The sequence below is a fragment of the Caballeronia sp. GAWG2-1 genome, from assembly GCF_023631405.1.
Taxonomy (GTDB): domain Bacteria; phylum Pseudomonadota; class Gammaproteobacteria; order Burkholderiales; family Burkholderiaceae; genus Caballeronia.
This window is the reverse complement of sequence record NZ_JALQDD010000002.1, coordinates 120,030-143,895: the sequence shown is the minus strand read 5'-3', so window position 1 is coordinate 143,895 and position 23,866 is coordinate 120,030. Positions and strand designations below refer to the sequence as shown.

At 62.3% G+C, this 23,866-nt stretch carries 24 protein-coding genes and 1 pseudogene; 15 read left to right on the top strand and 10 right to left on the bottom strand.

Going from position 1 to position 23,866, the window contains the following annotated elements; genetic code table 11:
- Positions 1 to 6 precede the first annotated feature (6 nt).
- Both NCR98_RS01060 and NCR98_RS01055 read right to left on the bottom strand, forming a co-directional pair.
- The gene (locus NCR98_RS01060) at positions 7 to 885 is read right to left on the bottom strand and encodes an ABC transporter ATP-binding protein (protein ID WP_250525313.1); all 879 of its coding nucleotides are present in this window, start codon (positions 883 to 885) and stop codon (positions 7 to 9) included.
- Positions 886 to 891: 6 nt separating this feature from the next.
- Positions 892 to 2,019, bottom strand: coding sequence for an MlaE family ABC transporter permease (locus NCR98_RS01055; RefSeq protein ID WP_244826845.1), 1,128 nt, complete (start codon positions 2,017 to 2,019; stop codon positions 892 to 894).
- Positions 2,020 to 2,204: 185 nt separating this feature from the next.
- On the opposite strand from NCR98_RS01055, the gene relB reads away from it, so the two are divergent.
- The 6 genes and pseudogenes from relB to NCR98_RS01025 all read left to right on the top strand — a co-directional run bounded on the left by relB (position 2,205) and on the right by NCR98_RS01025 (position 5,059).
- Positions 2,205 to 2,396 (top strand): type II toxin-antitoxin system RelB family antitoxin, encoded by a 192-nt coding sequence (gene relB, locus NCR98_RS01050; RefSeq protein ID WP_250491705.1) that lies wholly within the window; start codon positions 2,205 to 2,207, stop codon positions 2,394 to 2,396.
- Entirely contained in the window at positions 2,386 to 2,670 is a 285-nt protein-coding gene (locus NCR98_RS01045) for a type II toxin-antitoxin system RelE/ParE family toxin (RefSeq protein ID WP_250491704.1), read from the top strand. The genes relB and NCR98_RS01045 overlap by 11 nt, the downstream gene beginning before the upstream one ends.
- A gap of 139 nt (positions 2,671 to 2,809) precedes the next feature.
- Positions 2,810 to 3,712 (top strand): biotin--[acetyl-CoA-carboxylase] ligase, encoded by a 903-nt coding sequence (locus tag NCR98_RS01040; protein WP_250525312.1) that lies wholly within the window; start codon positions 2,810 to 2,812, stop codon positions 3,710 to 3,712.
- Positions 3,709 to 3,810 (top strand): annotated as a pseudogene (locus tag NCR98_RS01035) (type III pantothenate kinase); the annotation flags it as partial. The gene NCR98_RS01040 and the pseudogene NCR98_RS01035, both read left to right, overlap by 4 nt.
- A 165-nt stretch (positions 3,811 to 3,975) precedes the next feature.
- Complete coding sequence (locus NCR98_RS01030; protein WP_250525358.1) at positions 3,976 to 4,803, top strand: type III pantothenate kinase; 828 nt, start codon at positions 3,976 to 3,978, stop codon at positions 4,801 to 4,803.
- Positions 4,804 to 4,819: 16 nt separating this feature from the next.
- Positions 4,820 to 5,059, top strand: a complete 240-nt coding sequence (locus NCR98_RS01025) for a hypothetical protein (protein ID WP_244826841.1) — start codon at positions 4,820 to 4,822, stop codon at positions 5,057 to 5,059.
- Between the two features lie 323 nt (positions 5,060 to 5,382).
- Here NCR98_RS01025 and rfaE2 read toward each other — a convergent pair whose 3' ends face one another.
- From rfaE2 to NCR98_RS00990, 7 genes are all read right to left on the bottom strand, one after another.
- Positions 5,383 to 5,865 (bottom strand): D-glycero-beta-D-manno-heptose 1-phosphate adenylyltransferase, encoded by a 483-nt coding sequence (rfaE2, locus tag NCR98_RS01020; RefSeq protein ID WP_244826840.1) that lies wholly within the window; start codon positions 5,863 to 5,865, stop codon positions 5,383 to 5,385.
- A 147-nt stretch (positions 5,866 to 6,012) separates the two neighbouring features.
- On the bottom strand, positions 6,013 to 6,888 hold the full coding sequence (locus NCR98_RS01015; RefSeq protein ID WP_244826839.1) for a ferritin family protein: 876 nt from the start codon (positions 6,886 to 6,888) through the stop codon (positions 6,013 to 6,015).
- 393 nt (positions 6,889 to 7,281) lie between these two features.
- Positions 7,282 to 8,280: a MerR family transcriptional regulator gene (locus tag NCR98_RS01010; RefSeq protein ID WP_250525311.1), complete on the bottom strand. Its 999-nt coding sequence runs from the start codon at positions 8,278 to 8,280 to the stop codon at positions 7,282 to 7,284.
- Between the two features lie 329 nt (positions 8,281 to 8,609).
- Entirely contained in the window at positions 8,610 to 9,344 is a 735-nt protein-coding gene (locus NCR98_RS01005; protein WP_250525310.1) for a PhaM family polyhydroxyalkanoate granule multifunctional regulatory protein, read from the bottom strand.
- A 36-nt stretch (positions 9,345 to 9,380) separates the two neighbouring features.
- The gene (locus NCR98_RS01000; protein WP_250525309.1) at positions 9,381 to 10,208 is read right to left on the bottom strand and encodes an enoyl-CoA hydratase/isomerase family protein; all 828 of its coding nucleotides are present in this window, start codon (positions 10,206 to 10,208) and stop codon (positions 9,381 to 9,383) included.
- Between the two features lie 18 nt (positions 10,209 to 10,226).
- Positions 10,227 to 11,399 carry an ABC transporter substrate-binding protein gene (locus NCR98_RS00995; protein ID WP_250525308.1) on the bottom strand — a complete coding sequence of 391 codons (1,173 nt, stop codon included), beginning with the start codon at positions 11,397 to 11,399 and terminating at the stop codon, positions 10,227 to 10,229.
- A 126-nt stretch (positions 11,400 to 11,525) separates the two neighbouring features.
- A complete protein-coding gene (locus tag NCR98_RS00990) occupies positions 11,526 to 12,512 on the bottom strand; it encodes a fumarylacetoacetate hydrolase family protein (RefSeq protein WP_244826835.1) in 987 nt (328 codons plus the stop codon).
- A 106-nt stretch (positions 12,513 to 12,618) separates the two neighbouring features.
- Here NCR98_RS00990 and NCR98_RS00985 point away from each other — a divergent pair, with 106 nt between their 5' ends.
- The 7 genes from NCR98_RS00985 to NCR98_RS00955 all read left to right on the top strand — a co-directional run bounded on the left by NCR98_RS00985 (position 12,619) and on the right by NCR98_RS00955 (position 20,418).
- Positions 12,619 to 13,428, top strand: a complete 810-nt coding sequence (locus NCR98_RS00985; RefSeq protein WP_250525307.1) for an IclR family transcriptional regulator — start codon at positions 12,619 to 12,621, stop codon at positions 13,426 to 13,428.
- A 114-nt stretch (positions 13,429 to 13,542) separates the two neighbouring features.
- Complete coding sequence (locus NCR98_RS00980) at positions 13,543 to 14,712, top strand: DUF3108 domain-containing protein (RefSeq protein WP_250525306.1); 1,170 nt, start codon at positions 13,543 to 13,545, stop codon at positions 14,710 to 14,712.
- Positions 14,713 to 14,849: 137 nt separating this feature from the next.
- A complete protein-coding gene (locus tag NCR98_RS00975; protein ID WP_250525305.1) occupies positions 14,850 to 15,641 on the top strand; it encodes an alpha/beta fold hydrolase in 792 nt (263 codons plus the stop codon).
- A 135-nt stretch (positions 15,642 to 15,776) separates the two neighbouring features.
- Entirely contained in the window at positions 15,777 to 16,034 is a 258-nt protein-coding gene (locus tag NCR98_RS00970) for a BTH_I0359 family protein (RefSeq protein ID WP_244826831.1), read from the top strand.
- Between the two features lie 213 nt (positions 16,035 to 16,247).
- Positions 16,248 to 17,309 carry a homocysteine S-methyltransferase family protein gene (locus NCR98_RS00965; protein ID WP_250525304.1) on the top strand — a complete coding sequence of 354 codons (1,062 nt, stop codon included), beginning with the start codon at positions 16,248 to 16,250 and terminating at the stop codon, positions 17,307 to 17,309.
- Between the two features lie 41 nt (positions 17,310 to 17,350).
- The gene (gene metH / locus NCR98_RS00960) at positions 17,351 to 20,068 is read left to right on the top strand and encodes a methionine synthase (protein WP_244827945.1); all 2,718 of its coding nucleotides are present in this window, start codon (positions 17,351 to 17,353) and stop codon (positions 20,066 to 20,068) included.
- 143 nt (positions 20,069 to 20,211) lie between these two features.
- Complete coding sequence (locus tag NCR98_RS00955; RefSeq protein WP_250462726.1) at positions 20,212 to 20,418, top strand: hypothetical protein; 207 nt, start codon at positions 20,212 to 20,214, stop codon at positions 20,416 to 20,418.
- A 103-nt stretch (positions 20,419 to 20,521) separates the two neighbouring features.
- Here NCR98_RS00955 and NCR98_RS00950 read toward each other — a convergent pair whose 3' ends face one another.
- Complete coding sequence (locus NCR98_RS00950) at positions 20,522 to 20,848, bottom strand: DUF1840 domain-containing protein (RefSeq protein ID WP_244826828.1); 327 nt, start codon at positions 20,846 to 20,848, stop codon at positions 20,522 to 20,524.
- A 254-nt stretch (positions 20,849 to 21,102) separates the two neighbouring features.
- Here NCR98_RS00950 and argS point away from each other — a divergent pair, with 254 nt between their 5' ends.
- Positions 21,103 to 22,887, top strand: a complete 1,785-nt coding sequence (gene argS, locus NCR98_RS00945; protein ID WP_250491693.1) for an arginine--tRNA ligase — start codon at positions 21,103 to 21,105, stop codon at positions 22,885 to 22,887.
- A gap of 133 nt (positions 22,888 to 23,020) precedes the next feature.
- A complete protein-coding gene (locus tag NCR98_RS00940) occupies positions 23,021 to 23,764 on the top strand; it encodes an SPOR domain-containing protein (RefSeq protein WP_244826826.1) in 744 nt (247 codons plus the stop codon).
- Positions 23,765 to 23,866 lie beyond the last annotated feature (102 nt).

The window sequence follows — 23,866 nt, the reverse complement described above, 5'->3', positions numbered from 1 at the left end:
AGGTGCTCATTTGTTGACGCTGATGGTCGCGTCCTCCAGCGCGGCGGCGGGCAGCTTTGCGCGGCGTTCGGGCGGCAGCGCCTGCAATGCGCGCCGGCCCCGCCGCCCCAGAAAATATTCGCGGATGAACGGATGATCCACCGCGCACGCTTCTTCCACGGGCGCCGCGACCAGTACGCGCCGGTCCGCCAGCACGGCGACACGGGTGGACAGCGCGACCATGGTATCGAGATCGTGTGTGACGAGCACGACAGTCAGCCCGAGCGCGCGATGCAGGGTCGCGATGAGATCGACGAATTCATCGGAGGCCTTCGGATCGAGACCGGCGGTGGGTTCGTCGAGAAACAGCAGTTCCGGTTCCAGCGCAATGGCCCGCGCGATGCCCACGCGCTTCACCATTCCGCCCGATAACGCCGACGGCATCTTGCTCGCGTGCTTGCACGACAGCCCGACCATTTCGAGCTTGAGCATGACGAATTCGCGGATCAGGTCTTCGGGAATCTTGCCGAGTTCGCGAAACGGCTGCGCGATGTTGTCGTACACGGAAAGCGACGAGAACAGCGCGCCTTGCTGAAACATCATGCCGGAACGCGTGCGCATCATTTTCGCGGTTTCGTCGTCCATGTGCGCCCATTCCTCGCCGAGCACGCGGATACTGCCCGAAGTCGGCGATTCGAGGCCGAGAATCTGCCGCACGAGCGTGGTCTTGCCCGAACCCGAGCCGCCCAGCAACGCGACGATCTCGCCGCGCCGCACATTCAGATTCAGATGCTCGTGAATCACCGTTCGGCCATAGCGCTTAGTGACGTCGCGCACTTCGATCACCGGCTCGGCAATGACGGGCGGCGGCTGATGACGAACGGCAGTGGCGAGGGTCGTCGACATATGCGCCTATAGCCCCACGTTCTGAAACAGGATGGCGAAGACGGCATCCGCGAGAATCACGATGGTGATGGAACTGACCACGGAAGTCGTCGTGCCTTCGCCGAGACTCTGCGAATTCGCCTTGATGCGAAAGCCGAAGTGACACGCGGCAAGCGCGATCAGCATGCCGAACACCACGCCTTTGCCGAGTCCGATCCACAAATTGGCGATAGGCACGACCGAAGGCAGCGAGCGGATGAAGAACGAGATGTCGATGGACAACACGAGCTTTGCCGCGACTGCGCCGCCCGTCAGCGCGATGATGTTGGTCCACATGACGAGCAGCGGCATGGCGATGCCGAGCGCGATCACGCGCGGCAAGACGAGCCGCAGACCGTGCGGGATGCCCATGACCTGCATGGCATCGAGTTCTTCCGTCACGCGCATGACGCCGATCTGCGCGGTGATGGCCGAACCCGAGCGTCCGGCGACGAGAATCGCGGAGAGCACCGGCCCGAGTTCGCGGATCACCGAGAGCCCGAGAATATTCACGATGTACTGATTCGCGCCGAACACGCGCAACTGCTGCGCCGACAGATAACTGAGCACGATGCCGATCAGGAACGCCACCAGCGCGGTGATGGCGAGCGCCTGCGCGCCGGCGCTGTAGATGTTCGCGGAGATTTCGACCCAGGGAATGCGCCTCGGCCGCCGCACGAGCCCGAAGAGATCGAGGACGAAGCCGCCGAACATCGACAGGCCGCCTTGCAGATGGTCGAAGAAGCCGAAGATCAGTTCCCCGAGCCGCGTGACCGGGTTGGTGCGCGTGACGACTTCGGGCTCTTCGCGTTCGGCGTCGAGCAGCGCGACGCGTTCGAAGATTTCGCGTTGCGTGTCCGACAGCGCAATGGTCGCCGGCATGCGGCGGCCCCACACGCGCCAGAGCGCTTGTCCGCCGACGTGATCGAGCCGCTCGACCGACAGCAGATCCCATTGGCTGATGGCTTCGCGCCCGACCGCGCGCAGCCGCCGCGTCACACCGCTCTTGGCCCGGTCGCGCGCGAGCGCAAGCGCGGTCCACTGGCCCGAGAGCCGAACCACCTTGCCTTGCTGACCAGCTTCCACACTGAGGCGGGGCGGCGTGTCGAAGTTCAAGGAGCGATGCGCGTCAGAACGCGGCGTGAAGGGGAGAGGACATTGTAACGAAGGTTAATGAGGCGGCGCTGTTATGGCGCGGGGGTTGTGGGATGGCTGTATCCGCCATGTTGGCCGTTCGGCAGACCTGTGACGCGTGTGCCCCCTTGCGATATCATCGTTTGACCAGTCAACTTGAATGCGAAATGGCTAAAGACCTCGACCCCCTGATTCACGAATTCGATACCGTCGAAGAAGCCGAAGCCTATGACAAGTGGTTTCGAGCGGAAATCGATGCTTCGCTGGAAGACCCGCGACCGTCCATTCCGCACGACCGGGTGTTGGCGGACATGGAGGCACTGATTTCAGCGAAACGAAAGACACGCAATGATCGTTGAGTGGCGACCGCGTGCAATCAGGCGGCTCACGGAGATCTACGAGTACATCGAAGAACGCGATCCGCAGGCAGCCGAAAAGCTTTTCGAGCTCGTGATGAATGCTGTGGCAACTTTGCCTGACAATCCCTACGTTTATCGACGCGGACGCGTGCCAAATACCCGCGAGCTCGTCGTTCATCCGAACTATCTCGTGATATATCGAGTCACGGATCGAATTACGGTTATTAACGTGCTTCATGCGCGGCGCCGTTATCCGAGAGACAACGATAGCTGACGGTTTCCGGGGTCGCGAGAAAACTGCAGCGCCTATGAATCATAGGCTGTGATTTCTGCTTTTCGCGCGCCCTAATATTCGCTGTCCGGGCGCGCGCGTCGTATGTAACGAGCGCCGGCGCGCCGCTACAATACCCGCCATGAACCCACCCTCTTCCTTCGCCCCGGACGCGCCGTGGCGCATCGACCGTAACCGGCTCGCGACGCTGGCCGAGCGGCCTGCCCGCGAGTGGACCATCGAAATCGTCGATGAAACGGGCTCCACGAATGCCGACCTGCTCGCGAAATTTCGCGCCCAGCCGCGCGACAAATCGCACGAGGAAGCAAGCGCGCCGCTTGCGCGCATCGCTTATCTACAGACAGCGGGACGCGGAAGACGTGGCCGCGCGTGGCTCGCGGAGCCGGGCAACGCGCTTTTGATGTCGGTCGGCTATGTGCTGAAGCGGCCCATCGAGGGGCTTTCGGGTCTGAGTCTCGCCATCGGCACCGCCGTGCTCGACGCGCTCGCGCGCCTGCCGCTCACGCCGTCCGCGCGTCCGGCGCTCAAGTGGCCCAACGACGTTCTGCTCGACGACGGCAAGCTCGCGGGCATCCTCATCGAAACGGCATGGAGCACGCCGCAAGCGACGGCGGTGGTGATCGGCATCGGCATCAACTTGCATGGCGTCGAACGGCTCGCCGCTCAGGTCGACGACGCGAATCGCCAAGCAAACTCCGCCGCACCGGGCGCGACCCCGGCCGCGCTTGCGCGCGCCTGGCCCGATGCGAACCTTACCGAGACGCTCGCTGCGCTATTGAACGCGCTCGACGCCGCGCTGCCGCGCTTCGAAGCCGAAGGCTTCCGCCCGTTTCGGCAGCGCTGGATGGACGCGCATGCCTACGCCGGGCGCGAAGTCGTGTTGATCGATCAGGGTCTGGAAGTGACGCGTGGCATTGCGGCGGGTGTGGATGACGGAGGCCATCTGCTGATCGACGCGCCCGAAGGACCGCGCGTCGTCGCAACGGGCGAACTGAGTTTGCGCCTGGCGAAGGAGCGTCCGTGAGCGAGGCGCCGTGTTTGCTGATCGACGCGGGCAATAGCCGAATCAAATGGGCGCTCGTGGATTCGCGCGGCGAGTGGATGGCGAACGGGGCGTTCGAGCATGAGCGTGATGAGACGGGTCTTGGCGACGTCGTGAAGCCGCTTCATGGTGCGCTCGATGCACGCGGCTCCGCGCTCTCGCAAACGCCCGCGCAAAGTGACTTAGCGCCGAAGTCGCCTCATGACGCGGCCGATGCACGCGGCTTCGCGTTCTCACAAGCGACCGTGCAAGTTGACCCGGCGCCGAAGCCGCTTCATGACGCATTCGAGGCACGCGATTCGTCGGCGCACACGCACGCGAATAAAGCACCCAACGGCGATGACGCATCCATAACGTCCGAAGCAACAGCGCCAGCGACGCCATCGACCGAAGCCGCCTGGTCCGAGTTACCCACGCCATCGAGCGTGTGGATTTCCAACGTGGCGGGCGCCTCGGTGCAAGCGCGCATCGAACGTATGCTGGATGTACGCTGGCCCGATCTGCGGCGAACGGTCGTCCGGGCGAAAGCGCGGCAATGCGGCGTCGTCAACTGCTACACGTCACCGGAACGCCTTGGCAGCGACCGCTGGTCAGGCATGATCGGCGCGCGGGCAGCGTTTCCGGGCGAACATCTGCTGATTGCCACCTTCGGCACGGCGACGACGCTCGAAGCCTTGCGCGCGGATGGCACGTTCATCGGCGGCCTGATCGCGCCGGGCTGGTCGTTGATGATGCAATCGCTCGGCAGCAACACGGCGCAGTTGCCGACGCTCGATGCCGCATCGGCGCGCGCCGCGCTCGACCGAACCGCGAGTCTCTTCGCCACCGATACCGCCGCCGCGCTTTCCGCCGGCTGCCTGCTCGCGCAAGCGAGTCTCATCGAGCGCGCGTGGCACGATCTGCGCGCGCAATGGCAAGCCGAAGTGCGTCTCGTGCTAGGCGGCGGTGCGGCGAATGAAATCGCGGGCGCGCTGTCCGTGCCGCATACTCGCCATGATTCACTCGTGCTGTCCGGCCTGGCGCTCATCGCGCGCGACGCGACTGCGCCGATATCTCGCAAACTCTCTGATTGATTGACGGAGCCCAAGCATGCTGCGCTGGCTGATCGCCCTACTCATTTTGGCCAATCTGCTGATGTTCGCGATCGTGCGCAGCACTTTCGGACCGCTGCCCGCGGCCGGCGCGCGCGAGCCGCATCATCTGCTGGAACAGGTGCATCCGGAAACGCTGGTGACGCGGGCGCTGCATCCCGAAGAGGCGGCGGATCAGCCGCAAGTCGGCGCGCCCGCGCCTGCTGCAAATGTGCAGGAGCGGCCGCTTGGCCAGTGACTGCGTACGGCGCGCGCTTCGTTTTCGATCCCGCGCCTGCCGCGAATTCAGGTGCGCTCACTTGGCCGGTGAGTGCATATAACTTGTGAGTTCGTCGCTGTTCGTGAATGTCTCACCGTGCGGCCCAGCCTGATATTCGGCCGGTGATTCAATGCGTGGGCTCGCGTCTGCGCCGGCGGTGTCATCGTGTTTGTCGGTCTGCGATTCGGCGTGGAGTCCATGTACTGCTCGGCGTGCAAACCCTTATGTGTGCCTTGGCGAATGAATGCGCGCAGCCTTGACGGGCGATTCCCGTGCCTTGCGCCTATGCCCCAACAAGCAACTCAACCCTGCGCGCGAACCTTCCTGAGCAACGCAGTCGTCGACCGGTCATGCTCGAACGGAATGGCCAGCGCCGTGCCGCCCCAACCTCGCACGAGCGCCGATTCCGCGAGCTTGTCCATGTCGTAATCGCCGCCCTTCACGAGCACATCGGGATGCACTGCATCGATGAGTTGCAGCGGCGTCGTCTCTTCGAACTTCACCACCCAGTCCACGCTCTCGAGCGCTGCCAGCAACGCCATGCGATCGTCTTCGCGATTGATCGGCCGATCGTCGCCCTTGCCGAGCGTGCGCACGGAGGCATCGCTGTTCACGCCGACGATGAGCGTCGCGCCAAGCGCTTTCGCATCCGCGAGATAACTGACGTGACCGCGATGAAGAATGTCGAAGACGCCGTTGGTGAAAACAACCGGTCCGGCGAGGTTTAAGCGAAGCGCGGCGAGCGCATCGCGCGTGGTGATCTTGCGTTCGAAAGTGGCGGGCATGGCGGCGCTCAGTGCAGTAGAACTCGAAGCGCGATTGTGCCACGCGAGTACGTTCCTCCGAATGTCATCCAGAGGTCATAAGCAAAACGGCCCGCCGGATTGCTCCGGCGAGCCGTTTCACCCATTGCGACCGACGCCAGCCAGAACTCAGGCAGGCTGTTCCGCCGCACCGCCCGATGCCGCTTGCAGACGCTGCACCACTTCCTTGCGATAGCGGTTCAACTCCTGCGCGGTCACGAACGAGCGCTCGAAAAGAATCGAGAGGTTGTGCAGAATGCGCTCCACGACCTTCTTTTCCCAGCTGTCGTCAAAGCGGATCTGGTCGTCGAGCCAGCGCTCGAGCCATTCGGGGTCCGGCAGACGCGACTGCACCGTATCACGCGGAAATAGCGCCTGATTCACATGCAGATTCGTGGGATGCAGCGGCTTTTCCGTGCGACGCGCCGACGCCATCAACACGCCAATCTTGGCGAAGGCGGCGCGCGCGGTGTCGCCCGCTTGCACGAGCGCCTTCTTCATGTAGCGAAGATACGCGCCACCGTGACGCGCTTCGTCGCGCGAAATGGTTTCGTAGATATGCTTGATGACAGGCTCGGTATGCCATTCGGCCGCACGGCGATACCAGTGATTCAGGCGAATCTCGCCGCAGAAATGCAACATGAGCGTTTCGAGCGGCGGCGCGGGATCGAATTCGAAGCGCACTTCGTGCAGTTCTTCTTCGCTCGGCACGAACTCGGGTTTAAAGCGCCGCAGATATTCCATCAGGACGAGCGAGTGCTTCTGTTCTTCGAAAAACCACACGCTGATGAAAGCCGAGAAGTCACTGTCGTTGTGATTGTCACGCAGGAACATCTCGGTTGCAGGAAGAGCGGACCATTCGGTGATCGCGTTCATCTTGATCGTCTTGGCCTGCTCGTCGGTGAGCAGAGACGCGTCGAACTTGTCCCATGGAATGTCCTTCTCCATGTCCCAACGGACGGATTCCAGCGATTTGTACAGTTCCGGATAAAGCATGGTGTTCATTGTCCACCCCTGATGCCACTTATGCGACGTTATATCTAAGATCTTCGGCACGAGCGTGCGGCGCGAATTGCTGCACGCAAGCAGCCAAGCTTTCAATTTTACGCGGGATTGCGACGGCCAAAGACGAAAACCGACAATGAAGCGCCAGATAATGGCGCGCGGTACGCGTTGCGCTCCGCGTAAACACTGCACTTACGTGCAATGTTGCGTTGTCAGCGTCTTTTCTACCGTGGGTGAGGAGCGAGTCCTGTGCCTGAGGTATGTTCGATCGGCAGCCGCGTGTGCTGCCCGAGGCGTTGTTCCGCCGATGATGCCAGCCGCTGCCGACTGTCATGTGACATGGTCGAGGCTCGGCGCAATTGCGCCGAGCCCTGCGTCAGCGGCGTTCGCCGATCATAGCACGGCGGATTGACGCCACTCGGCCACAGTTTCGTCGATAGGTCCAAGTCCAGGGAGGTGGTCGACGCCTTCCTGAAACTTGCGACGCAATGCAGGACTGCTACCGCCGACCCAAATGCGCACGTGTGGTGGAAGCATGTTGCGCAGGTCCGTTACGCCATTGGCGATGGACTGCGCCGGAAGCACGGCCGAAAACGACAGCGCCACGATATCGATGTCATGCATCTTCACCGCTTCGACGATGTCGGTGAGCGGTGTCTGCAGGCCGAGCTGCATGCAGTCGCATTCAGACAGAGTAAACATGGCCTCTGCCATCAGAATGCCAAGCCCGTGACCTTCGCCCGACAAAGTGGTGAGCAGCACGCGCGGCCGTCCGCCACGTCCGCGCAGCGCATCGGAGAGCGGTCGAATCAGGGAGCGCAGAGTGCTTTGAATCGCTTCGCTGAAGAGATGCTCGTGGTACACCTGCAGCGTACCCGCTGCCCACGCGTTGCCGACGCGAGCCGCGAGCGGCGCCGCCACGTCCACGACGAAACGTTCCAAACCGTCGCGGGTCGCGCGCTTCAGGAGCAGAAAACGGAACTCGTCGTAGGCGCCCGAGCGCAGCAGCGAAACCATGTGATCGAGTTCGACGTCCGGCGCATCCTGTCCCACACCCGACGACTGCGCCAGTTCCTGCAGTGCTTCGACTGGCTGCACGAGAACCTTGCTCGGCCGATGTCCCGCATCCAGCAGACGTTTGACGAGCCGCAGCTTGGACACCTGCTCTTGCGGATACAGGCGTTCGCCGCCGGCGGAACGCATGGGTTGCGGAAAGCCGTAGCGGCGCTCCCAAACGCGCAAGGTGTCTTTTGTCAGACCTATTTCCTGCGCGATTGCACCAATACCAACGCCGGATACCGCGAATTCAGCCGAATGGCTGTAGGACGATCTTTCGGATGACGCCGTCCCGTCGGACACCCGTTCGAATTCTTGCTCAGATTGATTTGTCATGGACAATTCGGATTGAAAGCGAACACACGTACACTCGCACAAGGCGTTCCCGGCAGCGCGGATGGACAAAACCTTCCGAACAACCATCCAATCATAGACAAAAACTAGTCCGATCAGCGGCGTCGCGATTGCGGGGAACGAACGATTGCCATACAACGAACCGCCCGCGATACGTCCGGGCGGGCTGTTGCGCCATTGAATATACGGAGAGAGTCGGCGTTTGGACGCACGCCGAGCGTTAAAAGTGGAATCGGGCAGAGCATACGAGGAACTTGCCCGAAAGCAAAAATAAGCCGGAGGAATGTGTGTGCCCCCGGCAGCTAGCTCGACTACTCTGCTTTCTTGCGCGGCGCGGCTTTCCTTGCGGGCGCTTTCTTCGCGGCGGTATCGGACGCCTTGTCGCCGTTATCGGAGTCGGATGTCGAGGACGCTGCGGCGTCACCGGATTCCGGCTGTACACCCGGCGCGCCCGTCATGCCGGGCTGCATCATGGCGAGATGCGCCAGTTGGTTGAACTGCGATTGCAGCACGTTCCACCAGCCGCTCGGATCGAACCCGGGCGGCAGCGCGGCATCCGCATTGGGTTCTTCCGACTCCTCGCTCGACGCCGCCGGTTGCGCCGCCGCTTGTGGCGGAGGCGTTTCCTTCGCCGCGCCGGTCATCGGCCAGCCGGCTGCAGATTTCGGCTTCTCGGCAGGCGTTTGCTTGCCTTCCATCGACGTCTGCGCGTACGCGCCGAACGCACGCAACGTGGCGAGTGTCGCCCGCTGCACTTCTAGCGCCTGAATCGCCGATTGCAGCATGCTGAGGTTGAGCTTCAGCCACTGCTCGACCGCGCGCATGTCGGTCACGCGCTTGTCGAGTTCCTCGATGTTGGTGAGCGGCGCCATCATGTCGGACATCGCCGAGAGCGACGGACTCATGCCCTGACCGCCGCCCTGCATCGCGGCGGCGAACGGATTCAGGCGCATCAGCTCCCACATCTTGCCCATCATGTCGGCCTGGCCGAATCCGGGAAAACCGGGCATCGTGAATGGCGAGTTGCCGCCGGCGTTGTCGGTCATTGTTCTCTCCTCAGCAAGGTGTTCGGGTGCCCCGATTCAGAACGGCGCGCCGCCGGGGAAGTCCGGCGCGCGACGCTCTCGCAACGAGCGCATGCCTTCGTGCACGTCTGGTCCTGCAAAACCCATGAATTCGAGCGCGAGGGACGTATCGAATGTGGGTCCCGCCGAGCGCAGCCAGTTGTTCAGCGCGTACTTGGTCCAGCGGATCGCGGTCTGCGAGCCATGCGCGAGACGGTTCGCGACTTCGAGCGCCTTCGGCATCAAGTCGCTTTCCTCGACCGCGAGCGACACGAGCCCGATGCGTTCCGCTTCCTCGCCGCTCACCGGCTCGCATAGCAACAGATAGTACTTGGCCTTGGCCATGCCGCACAGCAGCGGCCAGACGATGGCCGCGTGATCGCCCGCTGCAACGCCCAGGCGCGTATGGCCGTCGATGATGCGCGCCGTCTTCGATGCGATCGAAATATCCGCGAGCAAACCCGCGACGAGTCCCGCGCCGACGGCCGGACCATGCATGGCGGAAACGATAGGCTTGCTGCAGTTGATCACGTTGTACACGAGATCGCGCGCCTCGCGCCAAACGCGGGCGCGCACGTCGAAGTCGTTGGCCATTTCCTCGACGAGCCCGAGATCGCCGCCCGCCGAAAAGCCCTTGCCTTCGCCGCGAATCAGCGCGACGCGCGTGTCGGGATCGCGGTCGATATCGCGCCAGATTTCCGCGAGTTCGCGATGCATGTTGGCATTGGCGGTAGAGAGGCCGCTTTTGTTCGCGCCCGCGCCGGGCATCACGACTTCGAGCACGCCATCCGCATGGCGGCGCAGTTCGAGCGAGCGGTAATTCGAGTACAGGGCAAGGTCGGTCATGTCGATGTCAGGTTGCGTTCAGCGCGGCTGATAGATCCATTTGCCGTCGCGAATCTCGACCATTACGCGCGCGCGTTGATCGAGACCGATGTGATCGTTGGGCGTCATGTTGACCTGCCCGTTGGTATCGGCGAACTGCTTCGTGCTTTCGAGCGCGTCGCGCAGCGCGGCGCGAAACGCGGGCGTGCCGGGCGCGCCCGCTTTCAACGCGATGGGCACGGCGCGATCGAGCAGCATGCCGGCATCCCACGCATACGAGCCGAACGCGGAGACCGAGCCCGCGCCCTGCTTCGTTTCATACAGTTTGATGTAGTCGAGCGCGAGGCGCTTCGCCGGATGATCGTCAGGCAACTGGGCGGCGACGAGCACCGGGCTCGCAGGCAGAAAGGTGCCGTTGCAGTCCGTGCCGCACACGCGCAGGAAATCGCGATTACCCACCCCGTGGTTGTGATAGACCTTGCCCTTGAAGCCGCGCTGCGCGAGCGTCTTGGGTGGCAAGGCGGCAGGCGTGCCGGCCGCGCCGACGACCACGGCATCAGGCTTCGCCGCAAGAATCTTGAGAATCTGGCCGGTCACGCTCGGGTCGGTGCGATTGAACCGCTCGTTGGCCACGACTTCGATCTTGTGGATCTGCGCGAACTTCGCGACTTCCGCGTAGAAGGTTTCGCCGAGCGCGTCTGCCTGGCCGATGAACGCAATCGTCTTCACGCCGTGATTGCTCGCGTGTTCCGCAATGGCCGATGCCATCATCGCGTCGGTCTGCGGCGTCTTGAAGACCCAGCGCCGCTTGTCGTCCACCGGCTCGATGATCTTCGCCGACGAAGCGAGCGAGATCATGGGCGTCTGACCTTGCGACACGACATCGATCATGGCGAGCGAGTTCGGCGTGATCGACGAACCGATGATCGCGTCGACCTGATCTTCGCTGATCAGCTTCTTCGTGGTCTGCACCGCTTGCGTGGTGTCGGATGCGTCGTCGAGCACGATGTAGTCGACCGCTCGGCCGCCCATTTCCTTGGGCAGAAGCGCGACGGTTTCCCGAGCCGGAATGCCGAGCGATGCAGCCGGCCCCGTCAGCGAGAGCACGAGACCGATCTTCACGTGCGGCGTCTGCGCGATGGCCCCAGTCGTCATGAACACCGAGGCGAATGCCAGCGCCGCCACCGCCATCCTCCACTTGCCTTTGCGCATGGAACGTCTCCTTGTTGTTTTATTCGCGCTTTAGTTCGAACTTCATTCACGCCGCAGCGCCCGGCAAGTGTAAGACGGCAAAGGCTCGCGACGCATCGGGCTAAACCCCGCCGCGCGCTCGGTGCCTTAGTGCTCCAGTTGCGTCACGGCTTGATCGATCGCGCCGAAGATGGACTTGCCGCGCTCGTCGAACATCTCGATCTTCACGCTGTCGCCGAACTTCATGAACTCCGTCTCTGCCGCGCCGTGCTCGATGACTTCGAGGCAGCGCTTCTCCGCGATACAGCAGTAGCCGCGCCGCGCGTCCTTGTTGGAGATGGTGCCCGAGCCGACGATGGACCCCGCGCGCAGGTTGCGCGTCTTTGCCGCGTGCGCGATCAACTGGCCGAAGTGAAAGACCATATCGACGCCGCACTCCGGCTGACCGACCTTCTTGCCGTTCCAATGCACGATCATCGGGCGATGCACGCGGCCTTCGCTCCAGGCGTCGCCGAGTTCGTCGGGCGTGACGGCCACGGGCGCGAACGCGCTCGCGGGCTTGCTTTGAAAGAAGCCGAAGCCTTTCGCCAGTTCGGGCGGAATCAGATTGCGCAACGACACATCGTTGACGAGCATCAGCAAGCGCACGCTCTTCAACGCTTCATCGGGCGTGGGCGCCATCGGGACATCCGACGTGATGACCGCCACTTCCGCTTCGAAGTCGATGCCGAACGATTCGGACGCGCACACGATATCGTCCGTCGGCCCGATGAAATCGTCGCTACCGCCCTGATACATCAACGGATCGGTCCAGAACTCGGGCGGCATTTCCGCGCCGCGCGCGCGCCGCACGAGTTCGACGTGATTCACGTAGGCCGAACCGTCCGCCCACTGGAAGGCGCGCGGCAGCGGCGCCATGCAGGCTTTGGGTTCGAACGTGAAGCTATTGCGTGCGCGCGATTGATTCAGCGCTTCGTAGACGTCCATGAGTTGCGGCGCATAGAAGGCCCAGTCGTCGAGCGCGCGTTGCAGCGTCGAGACGATTCCATCGGCGATGGCCGCGGTGCGCAAGTCGCGCGAGACGACGACGAGTTGGCCGTCGCGCGTGCCGTCTTTCAGCGTGGCGAGTTTCATAGAGCGAAGGGTAAGCCGTGATGACGTTAAGGAAAATCTATTTTACGATGGTGAATCGCCGGTCGATGAGTCGGCCATTCGGCATAAGCCTTTTTACGCGCTCCAGATGGATGAAACCCAGGACGACGACCTCGTCGACACCGCTTCAGAGAAAACCCGCTCGGGCATTCAATCGATCGAAGTCGGCTTTCGTCTGCTCGACGTGCTCACCAACGAACCGCGTGCCATGATGTTGCGCGATCTTGCGCAGCGGGCCGGCATGAGCCCGGCGAAGGCGCATCGCTATCTGGTGAGCTTCGTGCGGCTCGGGCTGGCATCGCAAGATCCCTTGTCGGGGCGCTACGAGCTCGGCGGCTTCGCCTTGCAGATGGGACTGGCACGCCTTGCACGCGTCGATGGCGTGAAGCTCGCGCGCCTGGCGCTTGCGCAATTGCGCGACAGGCTGGATCAGACGGTCGGCATCGCCGTGTGGGGCAATCAGGGGCCGACCGTCGTGCACTGGATGGAATCGAGCTATCCGGCGAAGGCATCGCTCAAGCTCGGCGATGTCATGCCGCTGCTTTCGTCGGCAACTGGTCTGCTGTTCGCGGCTTACCTGCCGCGCAGCAAGACGCAGGCGATGCTCGCGCGTGAACTCGCCACCACGAAGAAAACGCTCGCGGATGTCGAGCCGCTTCTCGCCGGTGTGCGCGAACATGGCGCGGCGCGCGTGGAAGGCATGCTGTTGCCATCGATTCATGCATTCTGCACGCCGGTTTTCGATTCGACGGGCGAACTCGCACTGGGTTTGATCGCACTGGGTCACGAAGGCGCGTTCGACACGCGCTGGGGCGGTGAAATCGATTCCGCGCTGCGTGAGTGCGCGCGCGGTTTGTCGTATGAGCTGGGTTATGCGGAAGACGAGCGCTCGCTTTGACGCGTTTTGTAAAAGCTTCGCGTGCGAGGCGCATTCAAGGAACATCGTTTCGTTCAAATGTGTCGAAAACGTTCCTCGTGTTCCGTAACACGCGCCTTTCCGTCGCTTCGTTCAATGCCACTTTTCCCGTTTCGCCGTCGAAGTACCGCTTTTGCATCCGGCGAGCCATCCGATGCCGAAAACCCGCCGCGCCGCTGGGGCCGCTGGGCGCTGGTCATTCTGATCGTCGTGTGTCTGCACTTGGGCGCGATGCGCTGGGTTGGCCGTGCGCAACGGCCGGTTAATCCGCCGCCGGAAAACCCACCCGTGCAGGTCGAACTGTTGACACAGAAACCGGTTGCGCCGCCTGCGCCACAGCCTCCCACGCCTGCACAGACGCCCGTCAAACCTGCACCGACGAAGGCTGTCGAACCACCGAAGCCCACACCCCAACCGAAGCCAGCCGCACCGGCGCCAACGCCCACACCGTCAACAACGCCCGCGCCGCCTGTCACCCCAATCGTTGCCGATGACGACACCGCCCAAGCACAAGCCGCCGCGATTGCAGCCGCTTCTGCCGCTTCTGCCGCTTCTGCATCCGCGCAAGCTGCCGTGCCTGCATCGCAGCCAGCCGTCGCATCCGGCGACAAATTCAGCGTGCCGCCATCCGGCGAGCTTCGTTACGACACGCTCGTGAACGGCGTTATGAATCAGACCGGCACCATTCACTGGACGAACGATGGACAGCATTACGAGATGGTCGTTTCCATTCCGCTGCCCTTCGTCGGTCCATACGTCTATTCGAGCAAAGGTCACATCGATACCTTCGGCATCGCGCCGGACCAGTATTCCGAACAACGCGGCCGCCGCGCCGCCGATATCGCCGTGTTCAATCGCGAGACCAGACAGATCGTCTATACGCGTACGCCCAATAGCCAGCCGCTCGCCGATGGCGCGCAGGACCGCTTCAGCGTGGTCATGCAATTGTCCAGTTTGGTGCGCGGATCGCCCGATCAATACAAGCCTGGCGTGACGCGCCAGTTCAGCGTCGCCGATAACGACAGCAACGAAGTCTGGGCACTCGAAACCGTCGGCGACGAAAACGTGCAGTCGCGCGGCGGATTCACCACGGCGCGCCACTTCACGCGCCTGCCACGCCGCGAAGGGGACAAACGCAAGCTCGACATCTGGCTCGCGCCCGCGCTCGGCTGGCTGCCTGTGCGTATCCTGCAAACCGAACCGAATGGCATGCAGATCGAAATGCTGTGGGCGGACAAGTTGGGAATAGCTCCCGATGCGCGCTAAGACGACGATTCAGGCACGCCGGATGCGTATGAAGAATTCACGTCACGGCAGTGCAGTGGCCCGGACTTCGAACTGACACCGCCGCGCGCACGAAAAACGGAGACAGCAGCGCAAACCGCATTCTCCACGGAGCCGATATGCAGTCGACGATCAATGGCATCGACACACGGTATGTTCTCGACAACGAAGGCGGCGGCCCGACGCTCACCTTCATCCATCAACTTGGAGGCGATCTCTCGGTGTGGGACCAGATGGCGGGATACTTCCGTCATGGCTACAACGTGTTGCGTTATGACCTGCGCGGACATGGAAGGACTGCGGTATCGCAGGACGCGTTCAGTATCAGGGACCTCGCCGATGACCTGGCCGGATTGCTCGACAAGCTTGGCGCAAAGACCACGCACCTTGTGGGCTTATCCATTGGCGGCATGGTCGCGCAGACGTTTGCGATCAACCATGCGGATAAAGTGGATTCGCTGACGGTCGTCGGTGCGCCGGCGTTTATTCCAGAAGAAGCGCAGCCTACCTTTCGTCAACGGGCAGCTTCCGTGCGCGAAAACGGCGTAGCGAGTATGGTGGATGCAACGCTCGAACGCTGGCTGACGCCGCAATTTCGCAAGGCGCATCCGGAAGTGGTCGAGCAAATTGGCGAAACAATTGCGCAAACGCCCGTCGAAGGTTTCGCCCGCGCGGCTGAAGCAATCAGCCGTTTCAACGTCCGGGACAAGCTCGCAGCCATCGACAAATCCACGCTGGTAATTGCCGGCGAGCACGACAGTGGCACGCCACATGCTGCATCTCAGGTGATTGCCGATACCGTACCAGGCGCGCGATTCGAACTACTCAACGCAGCGCACCTAAGCCCGGTCGAGGAGTCGCAACGGTTTTGCGCATTGTTGAATGACTTCTTGCGCACGTCCGCGTCATAAGCTTTCCGCGTCAAAAGCTTCACAAGAAAGCCTCGATAAACCGGCATCACGTCGAGGCCACCCCTTGAATTCCCACCCGAGCGCTCCAATTACGGTGCAGGATTGCCAGGAGCAACAGGAATAAGGAGTGTCGCCATGCAAATGATCTACAACAGCCCTAACTATTGCGTCGTCGAGTTCCCGCCGCAGGACAATCATCTCGCGATGATGTCGGGCGGCTATGAGATCGTCGACAAAAATACGCAGCGGGAAATCTTCATCGACGGTGCGCTTGCCGCCAAGTTTCGCGAGCACGTGCAGAAACTGATCGAAGAAGAACCGTCGCTCGAAGACGTCGATGAATTCCTCGGTCAGTTCGATATCTTGATGAATCAGCCGGTGGTGCTCCACTGAAACTCGACTGCGCGCGCGGTTGAGTGCCGCGTCGCGCCCGCTCCAGCAGCGGTGATCACGGCAGCATGCGACACGAAAGACCCCGTCCGGGCAACCAGGCGGGGTTCTTTTTTTGCATCGGCGCCATGTCCGCGAGCGCTCCCGCACACGGCGATCGAGCCGCGCTGCGGCTACAATGCAGACTATTTCACATTGGTGCAGGGCCCGTCCGTCATGAACCAGAACGCCACATCCAAAGCTCCTTCGCGCGTCTACACGCGCGGCGCCGCGCTCCCCGCGCTCTTGCAGAAACGCATCCTCATCCTGGATGGCGCGATGGGCACGATGATCCAGCGCTACAAGCTCGACGAAGCCGCGTACCGTGGCGAGCGCTTCAAGGACTACGCACGCGACATCAAGGGCAACAACGAACTGCTTTCGATCACGCAGCCGCAGATCATCCGCGAGATTCACGACAAGTATCTGGCGGCGGGCGCGGACATCATCGAGACGAATACGTTTGGCGCGACACGCGTGGCGCAGGCCGACTACGGCATGGAAGACCTGGCTTTCGAGATGAACGTCGAGTCGGCGAAGCTCGCGCGTGCCGCCTGCGATGCCTTCTCCACGCCCGACAAGCCGCGCTTCGTGGCGGGCGCGATCGGACCGACGCCCAAGACCGCAAGCATCTCGCCCGACGTGAACGATCCCGGCGCGCGCAACGTGACCTTCGACGAATTGCGCGAGGCTTATTACGATCAGGCGAAGGCGTTGCTCGACGCGGGCTGCGATCTGTTCCTCGTCGAGACCATCTTCGACACCTTGAACGCGAAAGCCGCGCTCTTCGCGCTCGACGAGCTGTTCGAGGACACGAACGAACTCCTGCCGATCATGATCTCGGGCACGGTAACGGATGCGTCGGGCCGCATCTTGTCGGGACAGACGGTCGAAGCGTTCTGGAACTCGCTGCGTCATGCGAAGCCGCTGACTTTCGGCCTCAACTGCGCACTGGGCGCGGCGCTGATGCGTCCGTATATCGCCGAATTGGCGAAGCTCTGCGATACCTACGTTTCGTGCTATCCGAACGCGGGCCTGCCGAATCCGATGAGCGATACGGGCTTCGACGAGACACCGGATGTGACCTCGGGCTTGCTGAAGGAGTTTGCGCAGGCGGGGCTCGTGAACCTTGCGGGCGGTTGCTGCGGGACGACGCCGGAGCATATTGCGGAGATCGCGAAGGCGCTTGCCGAGGTGAAGCCGCGCGCGTTTCCTTCGCAGTATCGCGACGCTGCTTGACGACGATACCGACATCGACCGACGACAAGATAAAAGACACCATGACCGACCACACCATGCGCCTCTCCGGCCTCGAGCCGTTCAACGTCACCGACAGCTCGCTCTTCATCAACGTCGGCGAGCGCACGAACGTGACCGGCTCGAAGGCGTTCGCGCGCATGATCCTGAACGGCCAGTTCGATGAAGCGCTCGCCGTCGCGCGTCAGCAGGTCGAGAACGGCGCGCAGGTCATCGACATCAACATGGACGAGGCCATGCTCGATTCGAAAGCCGCCATGGTGCGCTTTCTGAATCTGATCGCCTCGGAGCCGGATATCGCGCGTGTGCCGATCATGATCGACTCGTCGAAGTTCGAAGTGATCGAAGCCGGTCTCAAATGCGTGCAAGGCAAGGCTATTGTCAACTCGATCTCGCTCAAGGAAGGCGAGGACGCCTTCCGTCATCACGCAAACCTGATCCGTCGCTACGGCGCGGCATCCGTGGTCATGGCCTTCGACGAGCAAGGGCAAGCCGATACCTTCGAGCGCAAGACGCAAATCTGCAAGCGCTCCTACGACATCCTTGTGAACGAAGTGGGCTTCGAGCCCGAGGACATCATCTTCGATCCGAACATCTTCGCTATCGCGACGGGCATCGAAGAGCACAACAACTACGCGGTCGATTTCATCAACGCCACGCGCTGGATCAAACAAAATCTGCCGCACGCCAAGGTGAGCGGCGGCGTGTCGAACGTGTCGTTCTCGTTTCGCGGCAACGACCCCGTGCGCGAAGCCATCCATACCGTGTTCCTCTACCACGCCATTCAGGCGGGCATGGACATGGGCATCGTCAACGCGGGCCAGCTCGGCGTTTATGCCGATCTCGACGCCGAGTTGCGCGAACGCGTGGAAGACGTCGTGCTCAATCGTCGCGACGACGGCACCGACCGTCTGCTCGAAGTCGCCGACAAGTTCAAGACCGGCGCGGCAAAAAAGGAGGAGAACCTCGAATGGCGTAATCAGCCGGTCGAAGCGCGTCTGTCGCATGCGCTCGTGCACGGCATCACGAACTTCATCGTCGAAGATACGGAAGAAGTGCGCGCGAAGATCGAGAAGGCAGGCGGCCGGCCGATCAACGTGATCGAAGGGCCGCTCATGGACGGCATGAATGTCGTCGGCGACCTGTTCGGCGCGGGCAAGATGTTCCTGCCGCAAGTGGTCAAGTCCGCTCGCGTGATGAAGCAGGCGGTTGCGCATCTAATTCCGTTCATCGAAGAAGAGAAGAAGCGTCTCGCCGATGCAGGCGCCGACGTGCGGCCGAAGGGCAAGATCGTCATCGCGACCGTGAAGGGCGACGTGCACGACATCGGCAAGAACATCGTCTCGGTCGTGCTCCAGTGCAACAACTTCGAAGTGGTCAACATGGGCGTGATGGTGCCCTGCGCGACCATCCTGCAAAAGGCGAAGGAAGAAGGCGCGGATATCATCGGGCTCTCGGGACTCATTACGCCGAGTCTCGAGGAGATGGCGTACGTCGCGTCCGAAATGCAGCGCGACGACTACTTCCGTGGCAAGCAGACGCCGCTTCTGATCGGCGGCGCGACGACTTCGCGCGTGCACACCGCCGTGAAGATCGCGCCGCATTACGAAGGGCCGGTGGTGTATGTGCCGGATGCGTCGCGTTCGGTCTCGGTGGCGTCGAGCCTGCTGTCGGACGAGGGTGCGGCCAAGTATCTCGACGACCTGAAGACCGACTACGACCGCATCCGCACGCAACACGCGAACAAGAAGGCGCTGCCCATGGTCACTTACGATCAGGCGCGGGCCAACAAAACGAAGATCGACTGGAGCGCGTATCGGCCGAAGAAGCCGGGCTTCATCGGGCGGCGCGTGTTCAAGAATTACGATCTGGCCGAGTTGGCGACTTATATCGACTGGGCGCCGTTCTTCCAGACATGGGATCTCGCGGGCCCCTACCCCGCGATTCTCAACGATGAAATCGTCGGCGAATCGGCGCGGCGCGTGTTCTCGGACGGCAAGTCCATGCTCTCGCGCATCATCCAGGGCCGCTGGCTTCAGGCGAACGGCGTGGTCATGCTGCTGCCCGCGAACACCGTGAACGACGACGACATCGAAATCTACACGGACGACTCACGCTCGCAAGTCGCAATGACATGGCGCAATCTGCGTCAACAAAGCGTGCGTCCGATTGTCGATGGCGTGCAAAGGCCGAACCGCTCGCTTGCCGACTTCATCGCGCCGAAAGATTCCGGCGTGGCCGACTACATCGGCATGTTCGCGGTGACGGCGGGCCTTGGCGTCGACAAGAAGGAAAAGCAGTTCGAAGCCGATCACGACGACTACAGCGCAATCATGCTGAAGGCGCTGGCCGACCGTTTCGCCGAAGCATTCGCCGAAGCACTGCACGCGCGCGTGCGTCGCGATCTGTGGGGCTATGCGGCGAACGAAACGCTGGACAACGAATCGCTCATCGCGGAAAAGTACGCCGGCATTCGCCCGGCGCCGGGTTATCCGGCGTGCCCGGATCACCTCGTCAAGCGCGATATGTTCGAAGTACTTCAGGCAGGCGAAATCGGCATGAGCGTAACGGAGTCGCTTGCCATGTTGCCGGCCGCGAGCGTGTCGGGTTTCTATCTCGCGCACCCGGAGAGCACGTATTTTTCGGTGGGCAAGATCGGCGACGACCAACTTGCGAGCTTCGCCGAACGCATGGCGATCTCGAACGCGGATGCGGAACGCGCCCTCGCGCCGCAGCGCTAATGCTGCAAAACAACATATGCAATCTGTGATAACGAAAAAAATGCACGCTATCGGCGGGAAAATTTTGATTTCCGTAGACTTGTAGCCGCGATAGGTCGTCACCACGACGGCCACGCATTTCTTTTCGTCACGGAGAAAGTCGCATGAAGAAGATGACGTCCGCCGTAACCGTAGCGCTTGCGGCAGCCGTACTTGCAGCATCGAGTTCGGCTGCGTTCGCGCAGGCCAGCACCACCACGGCGTCTTCGTACTCGCCGCCCGTTACCGAGCACAAGAAGAAGCCGAAGAAGCCCAAGAAGCCGAGAGCGTCCGCCAAACCTGCTCCGGCGGAAGGCGGTCAGTCGCAGTAAGCGGCAGCATCGCGACTCAGCCGTCTGACGTTATGTCCGCTGCAAAGTAAAAACCCGCATCGTCGCCGATGCGGGTTTTTTATTCGCCAATGCAAACGAACGTTCAGACGCCCCAGAGAATGTCCGTATGCTCTTTCTGCGCAAGACGCAGCATGTCGAGAAACGGATAAGCGCGTTGCGCCAGCCCGATGGGAATCTCGTGCGGTTCGTGACCGTCCTCACCTTCGTGGAAGTGGCCGTCGTGCTCGGCGCGCTCTTTCTTGTCAGTCGACACGGCGGCTTCGAGTTTTTCGATAGCCGCGGGCAGTTCGTCGTGAGTGATGACGCCCCGTTCGTTCAGCTGTTTACCAATGATGCCAAGCAGATACTCGGCGAGGTTTTGCAGCATCATGACGTCCGGAGCCGCGCTGGTTTTGAAAGTGATCAGCATGGTTAGGTCCTTTTCTTTATGTTGATATGCAGCTTTGAAAGCTGCACGATGTTGCCGCGAGTCGCGCCGACTGCCCGGTATGCACCCTGATTCGACATATTAGCACCTGCTAAAATCCCGCTTTACGCGTAGTTTGATTCCCGCGGCCTGTCGAGGCCTCTTACGGCCGGACCAGCATCGCGTCGCGCATCCGCGCGCACCACCCTCGCCTACGCCACACCACATCGGACTCGCTCCACTGGATCATTTTCAGCATGCTGCCCGCACACAAAGAAACCCTAGAAACGCTCCTCACCGACGCGGTCAAGCAGGTCGCGCAAGCCACGCAGGGCGCGACTGAAGCGGCCTTCGTCGCGCCGACCATCGTGCTCGAACGACCGAAGGTCGCGGCGCATGGCGATGTCGCCTCGAACGTGGCGATGCAACTCGCCAAGCCACTGCGCGCCAATCCGCGTCAGCTTGCGCAACAAATCGTCGATGCGCTACTCGGCAACGCAGCAGCCAAGGGGCTCGTGGAAGGCGCGGAAGTCGCGGGTCCGGGCTTCATCAATCTGCGACTCGCGGCAACGGCGAAGCAAGCCGTGATCCCGGCAGTGCTGTCCGAAGGCGCCGCATACGGCGACTCGCGGCGCGATGCAGGCAAGCAAGTGTTGATCGAATTCGTCTCCGCGAACCCGACCGGACCGCTGCACGTCGGTCATGGACGTCAGGCCGCGCTTGGTGACGCGCTCTCGAACCTGCTCGGCACGCAAGGTTACGCGGTGCATCGCGAGTTCTATTACAACGACGCGGGCGTGCAGATCGGCAACCTCGCCATCTCGACGCAAGCGCGTGCGCGCGGCTTCAAGCCAGGCGACGCCGAGTGGCCGGAAGCGGCGTACAACGGCGAATACATTGCCGATATCGCGCGTGATTACCTGGCGGGCGCAACCGTCGCGGCGAAAGACGGCGAGCCGGTCAAGGGCGTGGGCGATGTCGAGAATCTCGAAGCCATCCGCAGCTTCGCGGTCGCTTATCTGCGTCACGAACAGGACATGGATCTGACCGCGTTCGGCGTGAAGTTCGATCAGTTCTATCTGGAGTCGTCGCTGTACAAGGAAGGACGCGTCGAGCAGACCGTCGAGGCGCTCGTGGCTGCCGGCAAGACCTATGAGCAAGAGGGCGCATTGTGGCTGCGCACCACCGACGACGGCGACGACAAAGACCGCGTCATGCGCAAGACCGACGGCACCTATACCTACTTCGTGCCGGACGTGGCGTATCACGTTGCCAAGTGGCAGCGCGGCTTCACCAAGGTCATCAACGTGCAGGGCTCGGACCACCACGGCACCATCGCGCGGGTTCGCGCTGGGCTGCAAGGGCTCGGCATCGGTATTCCGAAAGGCTACCCCGACTACGTGCTGCACAAGATGGTCACCGTCATGCGCGACGGCCAGGAAGTCAAGATCAGCAAGCGCGCCGGAAGCTACGTGACCGTGCGCGATCTGATCGAATGGTCGGGCGGCATGACGCCCGGCAACGAAGCCGCGCCCGATCAACTGGACGAAGACACCATCCGCCGCGGCCGCGACGCCGTGCGCTTCTTCCTCATTTCGCGCAAGGCAGATACCGAATTCGTCTTCGATATCGACCTCGCGCTCAAGCAGAACGACGAAAATCCGGTCTATTACGTGCAGTACGCCCACGCGCGCATCAGCACGATTCTCAACGACTGGAAGGAGCGCTACGGCGGCGATCTGGCCCAGGCCGCGCACGCCGATCTCGAGCCGCTGTCGAGCCCGCGCGCCATGGCATTGCTCAACAAGCTCGCCGAGTATCCGGAAATGCTCGCGCACGCCGCCGAAGAACTGGCGCCGCATGCCGTCGCTTTCTATTTGCGCGACCTCGCTGGCGAATTTCACTCGTTCTACAATGCGGAGCGCGTGCTCGTGGACGAACAAAAGGAACGCGACGCGCGCATCGCGCTGCTTGCCGCGACGCGTCAGGTGCTCGCCAACGGTCTCGCGACCATCGGCGTGTCGGCTCCCGAAAAGATGTAATGGTCAGAAGACGTCCGTCGCGCCGAAAACACGACTTTCGACGCGCGCGGACGGCTGCCTGGCGCGGACTTGGCTTTAAGCCACCGTTATAATCGTCGGCCAACTCGAAGACTTTTTGCAGGTGATTCATACGATGGCAAAACCACGTCGCACGTCGAAGCAGTCGCAGTCGAAGCAAACCGGGGGTACTTTTCTCGGCATCGTGCTGGGCCTGATCGTCGGGCTCGCGATCGCCGTGATCGTCGCGCTATATATCACCCGCGCGCCCACGCCGTTCGTGGCGAAGGTTGCGCCGCCGCCCTCCGACACCAGTTCCGCGCCCGCCGCGCAGCCTTACGATCCGAATCGTCCGCTGCAAGGCAAGACGCCTGGGCAGGCCGTGCCACAAGCCGCGCAACCCACGCCACCTAATACCGCGCCGGGCCAGAGCACCAATCAGACGCAATCGTCGGGCATGCTGGACGAACCGCAGATCGTCGAAGTGCCGCCTTCCGGTTCGGCCGCGTCCACGCCGAGGAACGGCAACGCCGCGAATCCGAAGACGCCCGACAACGCGACGAGTTCCGCCGCCGCTACGCCCAAGCCGAGCTCGACGACGGGCACGGCCAAGACCACGCCGCCCGCTCCTGGCGACGTCAACACGGGTTACTTCCTGCAGGTCGGCGCGTACAAGACTCAGGCCGACGCGGAACAGCAGCGCGCGCGGCTCGGCTTCCAGGGTTTCGAATCGAAGGTGACGCAGCGCGACGCGGGCGGCGTGACGTACTATCGCGTGCGCGTCGGCCCGTTCGCGAAGTTCGAGGACATGAACACGGCACGCCAGCGTCTGTCCGATGCAGGCGTCGATACCGCCGTCATCCGGTTCTCGAAGCAATGACGGGCGTGGCCCGCGTCGTAATCAACGCGATGCGGGCCGACTTTAAGCTCGGCTTAAGCGTCGTATGTCCCACTTATGGACCTTCTGTGCTTCCTCTCAAAT